Source organism: Prauserella cavernicola (genome assembly GCF_016595675.1).
GTDB classification, from domain to species: Bacteria; Actinomycetota; Actinomycetes; order Mycobacteriales; family Pseudonocardiaceae; genus Prauserella_A; species Prauserella_A cavernicola.
The window spans coordinates 216,530-231,715 of the sequence record NZ_JAENJH010000004.1 but is presented as its reverse complement, the minus strand read 5'-3'; the positions used below and the strand labels follow the sequence as shown (position 1 = coordinate 231,715).

Genomic DNA, 15,186 nt, shown 5'->3' with positions numbered 1-15,186 from the left:
CGCCGGGCAGCCATGACCGGTCGCAGGGTCGCCGTCACCAGTCCGCAGACGCGGCTCGCGCACGCGCGCCGCCGCTACCGAGGGCGCTGGCGGCCCACGACCCTCGACCCGGCCGAGGCGCCGCGAGCCGTTGCGCTGTACCGGGTGCAGCTGCGCAGGGCGATCGGCGCGCTGGCGCTGTTGTTCACCCTGATCTTCGGCCTGCCGCTGCTGCTGGCCGTGTGGCCGTCGCTGGGCGGGCTGCGGGTGTTCGGCATTCCCGCGTCGTGGCTGATTCCGGTGGCGGTGCCGTTCCCTGCCATGGTCGCGCTCGGTTTCTGGCACCTGCGCCGCGCGGAGCGGGCGGAGGAGCAGTGATCACGGCGTTCGCGGTGGCGCCGGTCGTGCTCGTCACCCTCCTCATCGGACTGCGCGGGGTCGCGGCGATGCGCACCACGTCGGACTTTCTCGTTGCCTCGCGGCGGGTTTCGCCACTGCTGAACTCGGCGGCGGTGTCGGGTGAGTATCTCTCGGCGGCGTCGTTCCTCGGTGTCGCCGGGCTCGTCGTGAAGGACGGGGTCGGTTCGCTCTGGTACCCCGTCGGGTTCACGGCGGGCTACATCGCGATGCTCACGCTCGTCGCCGCGCCGATGCGCCGCTCGGGCGCGCTGACGGTGCCCGACTTCGCCGAGGCACGGCTGGCGTCGCCGTCGTTGCGCAGGCTGGCCGCCGTGGTGGTGCTGGTGATCGGCGCGCTCTACCTCGTGCCGCAGTTCCGCACCGCGGGACTCGTGCTCAGCGTCGTCAGCGGCACGCCGTACTGGGTCGGCGTCGCGATCTCGGGGGCCGCGGTGAGCGCCACGCTCGCGCTCGGCGGCATGCGCGCGGCCACGTACGTGCAGGCGTTCCAGTTCGTGTTCAAGCTCGTGCTGTTCATCATCCCGGCGATCTGGCTGCTGGTGCAGGCCGGACCGGGCGTGCGCGACGAGGCCGTGAACCCCGTGGAGTTCACGCACTTCGGCGACCAGACGCGCGTCGAGTTCCGCGTGGGAGCGACGCTCGACGTGCCCGAGGGCGCCGAGGAGATCACCGACGACGGCGCGAGGCGGCCGGTGCCGTCCGGCGAGTGGCAGGTGCCCGCGGGCACCACGGTCGAGTTCGCCGAAGGCAGCCGCGTACCCGAGCTGCGCGGCGAGCCGGCACCCGGCGCCGACGGCTGGGAACGCCCGCTGCTGGACCTGCACGACGAGGGACATCCGTTGCTGGGCACGTGGGCGGTGCTCATCGCGACGATGCTCGGCACGATGGGCCTGCCGCACGTGATCATGCGGTTCCACACCAGTCCGGACGGCCGCGCGGCCCGGCGCACCGCGGCGCTGACAGTGGCTCTGCTGAGCGTCTTCTACCTCTTCCCCGGCATCTACGGCGTGCTGGGCCGAGTGCTCGTGCCGCACCTGTACCTGTCCGGGGCCACCGACAGCGCGGTGGTCGCGCTGCCCGCGCAGGTCGACGACGGCACCGTGGGCACGCTGTTCACCGGACTGCTCACCGCGGGCGCGTTCGCCGCGTTCCTCGCGACGTCGCTGGGCCTGCTGCTGGTGGTGGCCGGCGCCATCTCGCACGACCTCGTGCCCGGCGGGCTGAGACAGCTGCGCGTGGCCGTGGTGGGCGCCGCCGTGACGGTGGTGCTGCTGGCCCTGCCCGCGGCCGGGTTCGACGCGGGCACACTCGTCACGTGGGGCTTCACGGTGGCGGCGTCGACGTTCTGCCCGTTGCTGGTACTGGGAATCTGGTGGCGAGGGCTCACGGCTCACGGCGCCATCGCCGGGGTCGCGGTAGGACTGGTCTCGACCGCGGGCGCGTTCCTGCTGACGCTGTCCGGCCCGCCCGTCACCGGCTGGGTGGCGCTGCTGCTCGTGCAGCCCGCGCCGTGGTCGGTGCCGCTGGCCTTCGCGACCATGATCGTGGTGTCCTTGTTCGGCAGGCCCCCACCGTGGTCGACCGCCGCGATGCTCCGCCTGCACCTGGACGAGCACCGGCCCTCGCCGTTCGCCGACCGCGCGACGCTGGCACGTGACCTGGGCCACTCATCGTGGACCGCCCGCCGCTCGTCAGCCGTTCGTCGCATCACTCGCCGGTTGGTCCGCTGACGATTACCCCGGCTCCCCCGCGCCTCCTACTGTGTCCGCCAGCACTTTTCCCGTGCCGTGACGAGGAGGTCACCGTGAGCACCACCGAGCCCTCGACCCATCCGCCTGGGCCGGAAACCTGGGCAGAGGTCCACGCCAGCGCCGAGTTCCAGCAGCTGCGCAAGCGACTGCGGAACTTCGTCTTCCCCATGACCGTGCTCTTCCTCGCCTGGTACCTGCTGTACGTGGTGCTGGCGGACTACGCGCACGGCTTCATGTCCACGAAGGTCGTCGGCAACATCAACATCGGGCTGATCTTCGGCCTGCTGCAGTTCGTCTCGACGTTCGTGATCACGTGGCTCTACGTGCGGTACGCCAACCGCAAGCTCGACCCGATCGCGGACAAGATCCGCGAGGACATCGAGGGAGACGCCCAGTGACCACACTCGCCCAGGGCGTCGAGGGCGGCAACGCCCTGCTCAACATCAGCATCTTCGGGCTGTTCGTGATCGTGACGATGGTGGTCGTGTTCCGCGCCTCGCGAAACACCAAGACCGCGTCCGACTACTACGCCGCGGGCCGCTCGTTCTCGGGGCCGCAGAACGGCACCGCCATCGCGGGTGACTACCTGTCGGCGGCGTCGTTCCTCGGCATCGCGGGCGCGATCGCCGTGTACGGCTACGACGGCTTCCTCTACTCCATCGGGTTCCTCGTGGCCTGGCTGGTGGCACTGCTGCTCGTCGCCGAGCTGCTGCGCAACACCGGCAAGTTCACGATGGGCGACGTGCTCGCGTTCCGGATGCGGCAGACCCCGGTGCGCGCGGCCGCGGCGACGTCCACGCTCGCCGTGTCGTTCTTCTACCTGCTGGCACAAATGGCGGGCGCGGGCGGTCTGGTGTCGCTGCTGCTCGGCATCGAAGCCGACGCGGGCCAGGCCGTGGTGATCGCGGTGGTCGGCGTCGTCATGATCATCTACGTGCTCGTGGGTGGCATGAAGGGCACCACCTGGGTCCAGATCATCAAGGCGGCGCTGCTGATCGCGGGTGCGTTCGCGATGACGGTGTGGGTGCTGGGCCGCTACGGCCTCAACCTCTCCGAGCTGCTCGGTGCCGCCTCGGAGCGCGCGGGTGGCAACGACGCGCTGCTCAACCCCGGTGAACGCTACGGCGTCAGCGGCACGTCCCAGTTGGACTTCCTGTCGCTGGGCATCGCGCTGGTGCTCGGCACGGCGGGCCTGCCGCACGTGCTGATGCGCTTCTACACGGTGCCCACCGCCAAGGAAGCCCGTCGCTCCGTGGTGTGGGCGATCGTCCTGATCGGCCTGTTCTACCTGTTCACCCTGGTGCTCGGTTACGGCGCGGCGGCCATCGTCGGCTCCGACACGATCAGTAACGCGCCAGGCGGCGAGAACTCCGCGGCGCCACTACTGGCACAGGCGCTCGGCGGGCCGGTGCTGCTGGGCTTCATCGCGGCGGTGGCGTTCGCGACGATCCTCGCGGTGGTGGCGGGCCTGACGATCACGGCGTCGGCGTCGTTCGCGCACGACGTGTACGCCAACGTGATCAAGAAGGGCAAGGTCGACAGCAAGAACACCGAGGTCCGGGTCGCCCGCATCACCGCGTGCGTGATCGGCGCGGTCGCGATCATCGGCGGCATCCTGGCCAAGGACCAGAACGTGGCGTTCCTCGTGGCGCTGGCGTTCGCGGTCGCGGCCTCGGCGAACCTGCCGACGATCCTGTACTCGTTGTTCTGGAAGCGGTTCAACACCAGCGGCGCGCTGTGGTCGATCTACGGCGGGCTCACCGTCACGGTCGTGCTGATCATCTTCTCCCCCGCCGTGTCGGGCACGGAGAAGTCGATGTTCACGGGCGTCGACTTCCACTGGTTCCCGTTGCAGAACCCGGGTCTGGTGTCGATCCCCGTGTCGTTCTTCCTCGGCTGGCTCGGCACCGTGTTGTCGAAGGAGCACCTGGAGGACAAGCACAAGGAGATGGAGGTCCGCGCTCTCACCGGAGCCGGCGCGGAGAAGGCCACGAGTCACTAGGCAGGTCTTCGCCGAAGGCCCCCTCGCCCGCGCGGTGAGGGGGCCTTCACCCTGTCAGCGGCCTGCCCTCCCGCGTGGCAGCCCGCATACTCGGGCGCATGTCCTACGACGTCACGCGGATCAGGAAGCACTTCCCGGCGCTGGCCGAAGGCGCAGCCCACTTCGACGGGCCCGGCGGGTCCCAGGTCCCCGACGTGGTCGGTGAGGCCGTGGCGCAGACGTTGTGCTCGGCCGTGGCCAACCGCGGCTCGGTGACGGCGGCGGAGCGCAGAGCCGACGGCATCGTCGTCGCGGCACGGCGCGCGGCCGCCGACCTGGTGGGTGCCGAGCCCGAGGGCGTGATCTTCGGCCGCAGCATGACGCAGCTGACCTACGACCTGTCCAGGGCGCTGGCCACGCAGTGGGGTCCCGGCGACGAGGTGGTGGTGACCAGGCTCGACCACGACGCCAACATCCGCCCGTGGGTCCAGGCCGCCGAGGCGCGCGGCGCCACCGTGCGCTGGGCCGACTTCGACCCGGCCACGGGCGAGCTCGCGGTGTCGGCCGTCGCGGACCTGCTGTCCGAGCGCACGCGCCTGGTCGCGGTGACCGCGGCGTCGAACCTGCTCGGCACCCGGCCCGACGTCACGGCGATCGCCGAGGCCACTCACGCGGCCGGAGCGCTCTGCTACGTCGACGGCGTGCACCTCACGGCGCACACGCCGGTGGACCTGCGCGCGTTCGGCGCCGACTTCTACGTGTGCTCTCCGTACAAGTTCTTCGGCCCGCACCTCGGGTTCGCCGCGGCGAACCCGGCTCTGCTGGAGACCCTGCATCCGGACAAGCTGCTGCCCTCGACCGACGCGGTGCCGGAACGTTTCGAGCTCGGCACGCTGCCCTACGAGCTGCTCGCCGGCACCACGGCGGCGATCGACTTCATCGCCGAGCTCATGCCGGGCACGGGCACCCGCCGCGAGCGTCTGACGACGTCGCTGCTTGCACTGGAGGAGCACGAGGACGCTCTCGCGCGCAGGCTGGAGGACGGGCTCGCGCGGATTCCCGGGGTGACGGTGCACGGCTCGCCCGAGCGGCACCGCACCCCGACCGTGCTGTTCTCCGTCGACGGTGTCGCACCCGCGGCGGTGTACGCGAGGCTCGGCGAGCGCGGGATCAACGCACCCGCGGGCACGTTCTACGCGCTGGAGTGCTCCCGGCACGTCGGGCTGGGCGACACGGGCGCCGTGCGCGCCGGCATCGCCCCGTACACCACGGAGTCCGAAGTGGACCTGTTGCTCTCCGAGGTGGCCGCGCTGGCGTGAGCGCTCAGGGCAGCCGGGCCCAGAAGTCGAGCTAGTGCCCGGCGACGTAGTGGCCATATTGCTACCAGAGTTTCCTTAGCCTGATTGGAAATCCGACCGATGCGCGCCACTCTGCGTGAAGCACTGACAGCGGCGATCAAGGCCCGCGACCGCGTCGCCGTCGCGGCCCTGCGCTCGGCACTCGCCGCGATCGACAACGCCGAGGCCGTTCCCTCCGCTGCCACCGGTGCTGCCGAGGGCATCACCAGCACCGAGCACGTCGCCGGAGCCGCGGCGGGGCTGGGCGCCGCGGAGGCGCAGCGCCGCACCCTCACCGACGCCGACGTCCGCGCGATCGTCGAGCAGGAGGTGACCGAGCGGCTGTCCTCCGCGGAGGACTACGAACGCCTGGGCCGCACCGACCCCGCGGAGCGCCTGCGCGCCGAAGCGGCAGTCCTGACCCGCCACCTCCCCCAGCCCTGACAAGCATGCGGTGAAGGGCACCTTTACTGCATCCAACGCAGTAAAGGTGCCCTTCACCGCAGCTGGGCAGGCGCCCCGGGCAGGTTCGGGTCGTCCGGGGCATGGCGGGCGCCGTCGGCGAACGCGGCCGCGAAGGCCTGCTCGCCCAGCAGCGCCCTGACGCGCTCGGCGATCCGGTCCACGTCGCCGCGTTCCGCGGGCGGCAACGGCGCGCCCACCGAACCGCGCGCCGCGTCGGCGGCACCCAGCAACCTCGCCGCCCGCTCGGGCTCGCCGAGCAGCGACCACGCTCCGGCCAGTCCCTCCAGCGCGAGCGCCAGCACGCGCGGACCGCCTCCCGTGGCCAGCGCACCGCGATATCCGGTCTCGTGCAGCTCCCGCGCGCGCTCGCCGTCGCCGCGCAGCTCGGCGATGAACCCCAGCTCCGCCAACGGAGTCAGCGCCGCGAACGTGTGCACCGCGGCAGGTTCGAGCCACCGCGCCAGCAGCTCCTCGGCCTCGGCCAGGTGACCGCGACGGCGCGCGACGAGCGCGAGCCCGAACTCGGCGTAGGCGGCCAGCGACGAGTTGCCCTGCTCCACGGCCAGGACCCGGGCCCGCTCGTGCTGCGCGTGGGCGGACTCGAGATCGCCGGTCAGCAGCATCACCCGGCCGAGCCCGGCGAAGCGCACCGCGATCTCCGTCCACAGTGCCAGGTCCTGCGCGATCCGCAGCGCACTCGCGTGGTTGCGCGCCGCCTCGGCGTAGTCGCCGGTCACCTCGGCCACGCCCGCGAGGACGTCCAGTGCCTGCAGGCGGCCCCACCGGTCACCCAGCTCCGTGAACAGATCCTCGGCACGCCCGGCATCCCGTTCGACCGCGCTCAGGTCGTCGCGCAGGGCCGCGTACCGCGCCGACGTCACCAGTGTGGCCGCGCAGCCCCAGTCGTCGCCGAGTTCCCGGAAGGTGCGCAGCGCCACCCGCAGGTACCCGCAGGCCACCTCGGCGTCTCCGAAACCCACGCTGGAGAATGCGAGAAACCAGCTCGCCCTGGCCAGTTCGGGACTGCCCGGCGCGAACGCCGACAGCAGTTCCTCGTCGTCGCCGGGCAGCGCGTCGCGGGTGAGCCATCGCGCCGTCCCGGCCCGCCAGACCCGCACCACGGCACGCAGCCGCGCTGGCCCGCCCTCGCGGGCGAGCGCGGAGTCCGCCGCCGCGACCGACTCCCCCTGTCTGCCGCGGAGAAACCGGTACCAGGCGAGCGCGTCCGCCAGGCGCAGTGCGTCGGTGACCCCGGCGTGGGCCGGCACGGCACGCAGATTCGCGACGTCGGCGTCCAGCCGCTCCAGCCAGACCCGCTGCTCCCGGCCCCGCAGGTGCGGCGCGGCGCGCTCGGCCAGCGCGAGGAAGTACGCGACGTGCCCGCGCCGCACGGCGGAGCCCTCGCCGGAGTCGGCCAGCCGCTCCCCCGCGTAGGCCGCCACCGACTCCAGCAGCCGGTACCGCCCTGACGCCGTGCGCACCACGAGCGAGCGCTCGACCAGCCGGGCCAGCGCGTCCACCACCCGCACACCGTCCACAGCGGACTCATCGGCGCACACGCGCTCCGCTGCGTCCAGCGTGCAGCCACCCGAGAACACCGACAGCCTGCGCAGCACCGCGCGCTCGGTGCCGGTCAGCAGATCCCAGCTCCAGTCGAGCACCGCGCGCAGGGTGCGTTGCCGCGCCGGGGTGTCCCGGCGCCGCCCGGCCAGCACGGCGAAGCGGTCGTCCAGCCGCTGCGCGAGCTCGCTCGTGCCGAGCCCGCGCACCCGCGCGGCCGCCAGCTCCAGCGCCAGCGGCAGGCCGTCCAGCCGCGCACAGATCGCGTGCGCCTGTTCGGTGGTGCGCTCGTCCAGCACGAAACCCGGGTCCGCAGCGGACGCGCGGGAAGCGAACAGCTCCACCGAGGCCTCCGGCGACAACGGCTCGACGGCGTGGATCAGCTCACCGCCCACGTCGAGCGGCTCCCTGCTGGTGACCAGCAGGCGCAGGTCCGGCGCCGCGGCGAGCAGCGGGGGAACCAGCGCGGCGACGCCGCCCACCACGTGCTCGGCGTTGTCCAGCACCAGCACGCCGGCCACGCCGCCGACGGTGTCGAGCAGCAGAGACACCGGGTCCGCGGAAGCACCGGAGTGTCCGCCCGCCTTCGCCCCGAACGCCTGGCACACGGCATCGGCCACCGCACCCGTGGCTCCGGTGTCACCGCCGCTCGCGGGCAGCGCGTCCAGCTCGACGAACCACACGCCCTCCAGTTCGTGCGCCATCGCGAGCGCCAGGCGCGTCTTGCCGACACCGCCCGGACCCACGAGGGTCACCAACCGTCCGGTGTGGACCAGTTCGTGCACGCGGTCGATGTCGTCGGCCCTGCCGACCAGCTCGGTCAGCGGCGCCGGGAGCGTCCGGGCAACCGGGCGCGCGGGCGGGGCGGGCCTGAGCTCGGAGCTGTGCCGCAGCACCGCCTGGTGCAGCGCCATCAGCTGCGGACCGGGATCCGCGCCCACTTCGTCACGCAGCCGGGCGCGCAGCTCCTCGAACACCGCGAGCGCCTCCGTCGGGCGGTCGGCCAGGTACAACGCGCGCATCTGGGCCGCCCGCAAACGTTCGCGTAACGGATGTTCGGCGAGGAGCTGTTCCAGTTCGCCAGCCACGAGCACGTGTTCGCCGAGCTCCAGCAGTACCTCGGCGCGGTCCTCAACGGCGACGAGCCACAGGTCGCGCAGCCGGGTGATCACCGGCCGTGCCGCCAGTGAGTCCTCGACATCGGCGAAGGCGGGACCGCGCCACAACGCCAGCGCGTCGTCGAGCGACACGGCCCGTGCCCGGGGATCGGCCTCGGCGCGAGCCCGCTCCAGCAGCGAGGCGAAGCGTCCCGAGTCCAGCTCGGCCTCCGGTACGGCCAGCCGGTAACCACGGGCGCCGGAGACCACCAGCTCCCGCGCACCGGGCTCGGCGTCGTCCAGGACCCGGCGCAGCTGCGAGACCTTCGCCTGCAGCGAGGCCTTCGGGTCGGCCGGGGTGCGCTCGCCCCACAGGCGCTCGATCAGCGCGTCGAGCGGCACCGTCTCGTCGGCGTGGACCAGCAGGTGCGCGAGCAGCAGACGGACCTTGAGCTCGGGCACCCGGACCGGCTCACCCGCTTCCGTCCGCACCTCAACGGCGCCCAACACCCCGAACCGCACGTCACAGACGCTACCCGAGCACGTCCACAGCGGACCCGAAGTGAATCCGAAGTGGCGCCGGTCAACCTGTCGGGGACAGCGGAGCAGATCCCCGAGGAGGAGACATGACGGAACGGCCCCTGCGACTCGTACTGATCGTCGGCAGCACCCGGTCGGGCCGGTTCTGCCCGACCGTCGCCGAATGGTTCGCGGCACACGCCCGCTCGCGCGCCGACGTCGCGGTGGACGTGATCGACCTCGCCCAGGCGTGGCTACCGGATGTGCTGCCCGGCGACGAGGACACCGAACTGCCGCGCCCGGTGCGTGAGCTACAGCCGTGGCTGGCCGAGGCGGACGCGTTCGTGGTCGTCACCCCGGAGTACAACCACAGCTTTCCGGCGCCGCTGAAGAACGCCATCGACTGGTTCTTCGAGGAGTGGCAGGCGAAACCGGTCGCCTACGTCAGCTACGGCGGCATCTCGGGGGGCCTGCGGGCGGTCGAGCAGCTGCGGCTGGTGTTCAACGAGCTGCACGCCACCTCGGTCCGGACCAGCATCGCGTTCCCGAACTTCGACGAGCGCTTCGGCGAGGACGGCACCCCCGTGGACGCGGCGCGCTACGAGAAGTCGGCACACGCCATGCTCGACGAGCTGGTCTGGTGGGGTCACGCGCTGCGCGCCGGGCGGGAACGGACGCCCTTCCCCGCGGGGGCCGGGGAGTGACCGCTCCCCTCGCCGAGCCGAGGGCGGGCGCGCGGGAGTGGTGCGGGCTGGCGTTGCTCGCGCTCCCACTGCTGGTGCTCGCGTTCGACATCAGCGTGCTCTACCTGGCCGCGCCTCAGCTCACGGCCGACCTGGCGCCGAGCGCCACCCAGCAGCTCTGGATCCTCGACATCTACGGGTTCCTGATCGCCGGGTTCCTGCTCACGATGGGCGCTCTCGGCGACCGCATCGGGCGGCGCAGGCTACTACTCGGTGGCGGTGCCGCGTTCGCCGCGGCGTCGGTGCTGGCGGCGTTCGCGCCCAACGCGGAACTGCTCATCGCCGCGAGGGCGCTGCTGGGCGTCACGGGGGCCACGATGATGCCGTCGACGCTGGCGTTGATCAGCACGATGTTCCGCGACGCGCGGCAGCGGTCGTTCGCCATCGCGATCTGGATGACCACGTTCTCGGCGGGTGTCGCCGTGGGTCCGATCGTCGGCGGGATCGTGCTGGAGGCGTTCTGGTGGGGTGCGGTGTTCCTGCTCGGAGTCCCGGTGATGCTCGTGCTGGTCGCGCTGGGACCCGTGCTCCTGCCCGAGCACCGGGATCCCGAGGGAGCACGCGGCATCGACCTGCCCAGCGCGCTGCTGTCGCTGGCGACGACGCTGCCGTTCGTCTACGGCGTCAAGGAGACCGTCGCGCACGGCGCCGGGCCGGTGCCCGCGCTGGCGATGGTGGCGGGCGCGGGCGTCGGCGTGGTGTTCGTACGCAGGCAGCGGCGCTTCGAACACCCACTGCTGGACGTCTCGCTGTTCACGCGCAGGGCGTTCGTCGTCGCCGTGTCCCTGATGCTGCTGGGCACGCTCGCGGTGAACGGGCTGATGTATCTCATCCCGCAGTACCTGCAGCTGCTGCGAGGCGAGTCGGCGTTCGGGGCGGCACTGTGGATGACGCCGATCGCCGCGGTGTCGGTGCTCGCCTCACTGCTCGCGCCGGTGCTGGCCCGCGCGCTCGGGCGCCGGGTGTTCCTCGCGACGGCCGGTGCGACGGCACTGGTGAGCTGCGCCGCCCTCGGCCTCACCGGCGCGGACACCGCCTTGCCGCTCGTACTGGCCCTGGCGTCGGTGGCGGTGTTCGGCATCGCGCCCGTGGGCGTGCTCGGCACCGACCTGGTGGTGGGCTCCGTGCCTCCGGCCCGCGCGGGCTCGGCGGCCGCGGTATCGGAGACGGCGGCGGAACTGGGCGTCGCGGTGGGAGTGGCCGTCACCGGCAGCCTGGTCGCCGCCGTCTATGGCGCGAACCTGGCCGGGACGCTGCCCACCGGTCTCCCCGCCGAGGTGGCGGAGAACGCGCGCGACGGCGTGGCCGCCGCACTGTCGGCCGCCGAGGCACTCCCGCCGGGGCTGGGCGACCGGCTGGTGGAGGCCGCACGCACCGCGTTCGCCGAAGGATTCGCCGCCGCGGGCCTGCTCTGCGCCACGGTGCTGGCAGGGACCATCGCGCTGGCGCTGGCCATCCCCCGCGAACGGAGAACCGACGAAGAAAAGTCGGGGTGACAGGAAGGGATCGCGGCTATTCCGCAGGCCACTCGTACGACAGCTCGTACTTGTCCGAAGGCACGATCATGTCGTTCATCTCGAGCGGGGTCCCGTCGTCGCGGTAGGCGACTCGAGTCACCGTCACGACGGGGATGCCCGGCCCGAGCTCCATCTGCGAGGTCTCATCCGGGGTGGGCATGCGGGCACCGTTCTCGACGTAGGAGCCGATCAGGTGGCCAGCTTCTTCGAGGCGGGCGTAGGCGCCGCCCTCGCCGGTGTCGAGTTGAACGACGAGCGCATTGGCGCGCATCGCCCGGTCTCTCACGGTGAGTGTTGATGATGTTCTCGCTCTTGCCCTAGGAGCGGAGCGAGCACTGCACTAGCCGACCACGTGGCCGGCAACTTTCGCGGTCCCGCGAAAGTTGCCGGTCAGAGGCACAAAAGTCGGGGTGACAGGATTTGAACCTGCGACCCTTCGCTCCCAAAGCGAATGCGCTACCAAGCTGCGCCACACCCCGTTACCGCCACGCCCGGGCGGTGTGCGACCACCTTAGCGTGTACCGCTACACTACCGGGGCGGCTGGTCACCGGTCGCATGCGGGCGTAGCTCAATGGTAGAGCCCCAGTCTTCCAAACTGGTGGTGCGGGTTCGATTCCCGTCGCCCGCTCAAGAGCGCAAACGGCGCCCCTCCCGAGCTCGGGAGGGGCGCCGTTGTCGTAGGGCTGAGCTCGCCGGATCAGGCTCCCGGTGATCCGACTCGATGCACAGCGGTTCCGCGCCACCGCGACGGGTCGTCTTCGAGTTCGGTGCGGTTCCAGTTCCCGCAGTTCGCGGCGGCTTCGTGGGGGGTGCGGAGGAATTCGGAGACGGTGCGGCCGGGGCGGCTGGTGCCGGCGTCTCCGCAGCAGGGGTTCACCGTCGTAGCGGCGTCGGCCATGAACCTGGCCGATCTACCGACGTGCGCGGGATGGTCGAGACCGCGGCGCTGCGGCGGGCGATCGAGCGCGGCACCGTGGAGCGGGAGAGCGAGGTGGTCGCCACCCACCACCGGCTCGCGCGCACCCCGATTCCCGTCCCGGACGGGCCCGACGGCCACACCGACGAGTGGACCCAGGCCCGCGTCGCGTTCCACACGGCCACGATGACGCAGGCAGGCGAGCCGCACGTTGGCGCCCACCAGCCGTACCCCACAGGGCCTCAGCCGTACTCGGCGGAGGCCGGTATGTGCACCGATCCGGACGCGAGCCTGTCCATGGCGAACTTCGGGCCGAACCAGAAATACACGGGCACGATCGAACTGGTCGTGCCCGAGGCGAGCGGCACACTGATCCTTGCCCCCGCCGGGATGATGACCGGCGGCTGGGAGTGGAACTACTGACCGATCTCGGACCGGCTGACGGTCGGCGCACCGGTGCGCCGACCGTCAGCCACGCCCGCTGCTAGTCCGACACCTTCGTGGCCGTCGCCATCGCGCGCTCGGTCTCCCAGAACGCGCGCATCGACACGATCAGCCCGTCCCCGCCCACCTTGTAGACGAACACGCCGTCGGTGTCGACGCGGTAGCCGCCCGGCAGCCAGGTCGTGATCGTGCCGACGTTGGCCACCTCGTCGCCCGCCGCGTGCGAGTCGGCGATCCGGAACTCGAAGCGGTCCACGTTGGCGATCGTCTTGTCCCAGAACGCCGAGATGCCCTCGGCGCCGTGGTGGCCCTTGCCCTCCTCGTCGAACATGGAGGGCCCGACCGGGTCCTCGATGAGACCGTCCGGGTGGAACAGCGCGAGCCACTGCTCCTTCTCCCCCGCCACCACGGCATGCATCGACCGCCACGCCGCGAGGCGCGCGGGCGGCTGCTCGGCGTCCGGATCCCAGCACACGGTGATACTCACGGCTCGCGCCCTCCTCAGAACTTCGTGATGGTCTCGTCGGCGAACTTCTTGATGGCGTCCTTCTTCTGCTGCAGCGGTGCGTCGAAGCCGAGTCCTTCGAACACCCACGGCACGGTGATCACGTCGGTGACGCCGATGTCGGCCTGTTGCCGGTAGCCGTCCACGCCGAACCGGTCGATGCACACGGCCTGGATCTCGAACGGGGTCTCGGCGCGGCCGTACTCCTCGCGCAGTTCGCGCAGCCGGTCGATGGTCGTGCGCAGGTCGTCGAACGTCATCATCGCCGAGGACCAGCCGTCGCCCACGCGGGCGGCGCGGCGCAGCGCGACGTCGGTGTGGCCGCCGATGTAGAACGGCACGGGCCGCGCGGGCGTGGGGCTCATGCGCAGCTTGCCGAAGTCGAAGAACTTCCCGTGGTACTCGACCATGCCGCCGCCGAGGATGAGCCGCAGCACCTCGATGGCCTCGTCGACGCGCTTGCCGCGCTGCTCGTACGGCGCGCCGCACCAGCGGAACTCCTCGGGCGACCAGCCGACGCCGAGTCCGAGGCCGAACCGGTCACCGGTGAGGGTGGCGACCGAGTTGACCTGCCTGGCGAGCAGCACCGGATTGCGTGAGCCGAGCTTGAGTACCGACGTGTAGAACTGGATCCGGCTGGTCACGGCGCCCATCGACGCCGCGGCGACGAGCGGGTCCACCCACGGTGTCTCCTCGTCCCAGAACCGCCTGCCGTCAGGGGTGTAGGGATAGTCCGCGGTCACCGTCTCCGAGTAGAAGAGCGAGTCGGGCAGCGCGATCGAGGCGAAGCCGTACTCCTCCGCGGTCTTGGCGAGCTCGGTGAGTTCGTCGAGCGGAGTGAGGGCCACCGACAGTGTGAACTTCATACCCCAGAACTATAACGTGTTCTAGTTCTGGCTGCCAGCCGGTGATCGGGGACACCGGCTGGCGGTGATCCGGCACACAGGACACGGAGTGCCGACGCGTCCGGATTCCCCAGCACATTCGCAGGTAAACGCGAACGGCGTCACCAAACCTCGATCGCCGAATTGTCGAACACGTCACCGAACCCGGTGAACTGCGAGTTCGCCGTCCGGCTCGGTCGCGTGTTTACCGTTTCCGGTTGCCGTTCGCGGGAAAGCCCGCGGCGGTAGTCGGGGACACATTCACCAGATCCGAATCCGTGTGGAGGAAACGCGTGCCCACGACAACCTGGACGCGCTCGGCGGTGGTCGCCGCCGTCGGCGCAGGAGCACTGCTCGGCTTCTCCGGCACCTCGTCGGCGATCGTGCCCACCGAACAGAGCATCGACGCACCACCCGCATCGGTCGCCCCCGGCGCGAAGGTGACGTTCACCGGCACCCTCACCGGCACGGGCGAGCAGCCCCTGTCCGGCGAGCCGGTGGACCTCGAGTGGCGCACCGGACCCGACCAGCCGTGGTCGGTGTCGCGCACCGTGGAGACCAACGCCGACGGCGTCGCCTCGATCTCCGCGAACATCGAGCGCACCTCGCACTGGCGGATCAACTACCGGGGCGACGAGATCCACGACCCGTCGCTGTCGGCCGAGCGCACCGTCGAGGCGCACAAGCCCGTCAGCCAGCGGATCCTCGACGTCGCGGCCGGCCAGTCCGGCAAGCCCTACTCCTACGGTTCCACCGGACCGGACAGCTTCGACTGCTCAGGCTTCACGAAGTACGTGCACGGCAAGGTCGGCATCCAACTGCCTCGCACGTCCGGCGACCAGCAGTCCACGGTGCCCGCCGTCGCGAAGGGCGACAAGCTGCCCGGCGACCTGCTGTTCTTCACCGACGGCGGCAGCGTGTACCACGCGGGCGTCTATGCGGGCGGCAACCAGATGTGGGCCGCGCCGGAGTCCGGCGACGTGGTGCGCAAGCAGGAGATCTACACAGATTCATACACGGTCGGCCGCGCCTGGTGACCACGATCGGGAACTAGAAGGGTAGCGTCC

General features: G+C 71.4%; 14 protein-coding genes and 2 tRNA genes. 11 read left to right on the top strand and 5 right to left on the bottom strand.

The genetic code is table 11. From position 1 onward, the window contains the following. Window positions 1-12 precede the first annotated feature (12 nt). The 6 genes from JHE00_RS18855 to JHE00_RS18830 all read left to right on the top strand — a co-directional run bounded on the left by JHE00_RS18855 (window position 13) and on the right by JHE00_RS18830 (window position 5,912). Window positions 13-357, top strand: a complete 345-nt coding sequence (locus JHE00_RS18855; protein ID WP_200319792.1) for a hypothetical protein — start codon at window positions 13-15, stop codon at window positions 355-357. After that, window positions 354-2,129 (top strand): sodium/solute symporter, encoded by a 1,776-nt coding sequence (locus JHE00_RS18850; protein ID WP_200319790.1) that lies wholly within the window; start codon window positions 354-356, stop codon window positions 2,127-2,129. The genes JHE00_RS18855 and JHE00_RS18850 overlap by 4 nt, the downstream gene beginning before the upstream one ends. Before the next feature lie 74 nt (window positions 2,130-2,203). Then, a complete protein-coding gene (locus JHE00_RS18845) occupies window positions 2,204-2,548 on the top strand; it encodes a DUF485 domain-containing protein (RefSeq protein ID WP_200319788.1) in 345 nt (114 codons plus the stop codon). Beyond that, the gene (locus tag JHE00_RS18840) at window positions 2,545-4,152 is read left to right on the top strand and encodes a monocarboxylic acid transporter (protein ID WP_200319786.1); all 1,608 of its coding nucleotides are present in this window, start codon (window positions 2,545-2,547) and stop codon (window positions 4,150-4,152) included. Before JHE00_RS18845 ends, JHE00_RS18840 begins: the two co-directional genes overlap by 4 nt. 98 nt (window positions 4,153-4,250) lie before the next feature. Beyond that, window positions 4,251-5,450 (top strand): cysteine desulfurase-like protein, encoded by a 1,200-nt coding sequence (locus tag JHE00_RS18835; RefSeq protein WP_200319784.1) that lies wholly within the window; start codon window positions 4,251-4,253, stop codon window positions 5,448-5,450. Between the two features lie 99 nt (window positions 5,451-5,549). Then, window positions 5,550-5,912, top strand: a complete 363-nt coding sequence (locus JHE00_RS18830; protein WP_200319782.1) for a GatB/YqeY domain-containing protein — start codon at window positions 5,550-5,552, stop codon at window positions 5,910-5,912. A 53-nt stretch (window positions 5,913-5,965) separates the two neighbouring features. On the opposite strand, the gene JHE00_RS18825 is transcribed toward JHE00_RS18830, so the two are convergent. Further along, on the bottom strand, window positions 5,966-9,112 hold the full coding sequence (locus JHE00_RS18825) for an ATP-binding protein (RefSeq protein WP_200319779.1): 3,147 nt from the start codon (window positions 9,110-9,112) through the stop codon (window positions 5,966-5,968). 104 nt (window positions 9,113-9,216) lie between these two features. Between JHE00_RS18825 and JHE00_RS18820 the strand changes: the two genes are divergently transcribed. Together JHE00_RS18820 and JHE00_RS18815 are read left to right on the top strand one after the other, a co-directional pair. Further along, the gene (locus tag JHE00_RS18820) at window positions 9,217-9,813 is read left to right on the top strand and encodes an NADPH-dependent FMN reductase (RefSeq protein ID WP_200319777.1); all 597 of its coding nucleotides are present in this window, start codon (window positions 9,217-9,219) and stop codon (window positions 9,811-9,813) included. Further along, window positions 9,810-11,348 carry an MFS transporter gene (locus tag JHE00_RS18815; protein WP_200319775.1) on the top strand — a complete coding sequence of 513 codons (1,539 nt, stop codon included), beginning with the start codon at window positions 9,810-9,812 and terminating at the stop codon, window positions 11,346-11,348. Before JHE00_RS18820 ends, JHE00_RS18815 begins: the two co-directional genes overlap by 4 nt. Window positions 11,349-11,364: 16 nt before the next feature. Here the strand turns inward: JHE00_RS18815 and JHE00_RS18810 are convergent, their stop codons facing one another. Together JHE00_RS18810 and JHE00_RS18805 are read right to left on the bottom strand one after the other, a co-directional pair. Then, window positions 11,365-11,640, bottom strand: a complete 276-nt coding sequence (locus tag JHE00_RS18810; RefSeq protein ID WP_200319773.1) for a UTRA domain-containing protein — start codon at window positions 11,638-11,640, stop codon at window positions 11,365-11,367. Window positions 11,641-11,774: 134 nt separating this feature from the next. Then, window positions 11,775-11,848, bottom strand: a tRNA-Pro gene (locus JHE00_RS18805). 79 nt (window positions 11,849-11,927) lie between these two features. On the opposite strand from JHE00_RS18805, the gene JHE00_RS18800 reads away from it, so the two are divergent. After that, window positions 11,928-11,998 (top strand) — tRNA-Gly (locus JHE00_RS18800). Between the two features lie 300 nt (window positions 11,999-12,298). Beyond that, window positions 12,299-12,709, top strand: coding sequence for an FCD domain-containing protein (locus tag JHE00_RS18795; protein ID WP_200319771.1), 411 nt, complete (start codon window positions 12,299-12,301; stop codon window positions 12,707-12,709). 61 nt (window positions 12,710-12,770) lie between these two features. On the opposite strand, the gene JHE00_RS18790 is transcribed toward JHE00_RS18795, so the two are convergent. Next, on the bottom strand, window positions 12,771-13,217 hold the full coding sequence (locus JHE00_RS18790) for a nuclear transport factor 2 family protein (RefSeq protein WP_200319769.1): 447 nt from the start codon (window positions 13,215-13,217) through the stop codon (window positions 12,771-12,773). 14 nt (window positions 13,218-13,231) lie between these two features. Beyond that, complete coding sequence (locus tag JHE00_RS18785; RefSeq protein ID WP_200319766.1) at window positions 13,232-14,101, bottom strand: TIGR03619 family F420-dependent LLM class oxidoreductase; 870 nt, start codon at window positions 14,099-14,101, stop codon at window positions 13,232-13,234. 311 nt (window positions 14,102-14,412) lie between these two features. On the opposite strand from JHE00_RS18785, the gene JHE00_RS35900 reads away from it, so the two are divergent. After that, the gene (locus JHE00_RS35900) at window positions 14,413-15,156 is read left to right on the top strand and encodes a C40 family peptidase (protein ID WP_307832006.1); all 744 of its coding nucleotides are present in this window, start codon (window positions 14,413-14,415) and stop codon (window positions 15,154-15,156) included. Window positions 15,157-15,186: the final 30 nt, after the last annotated feature.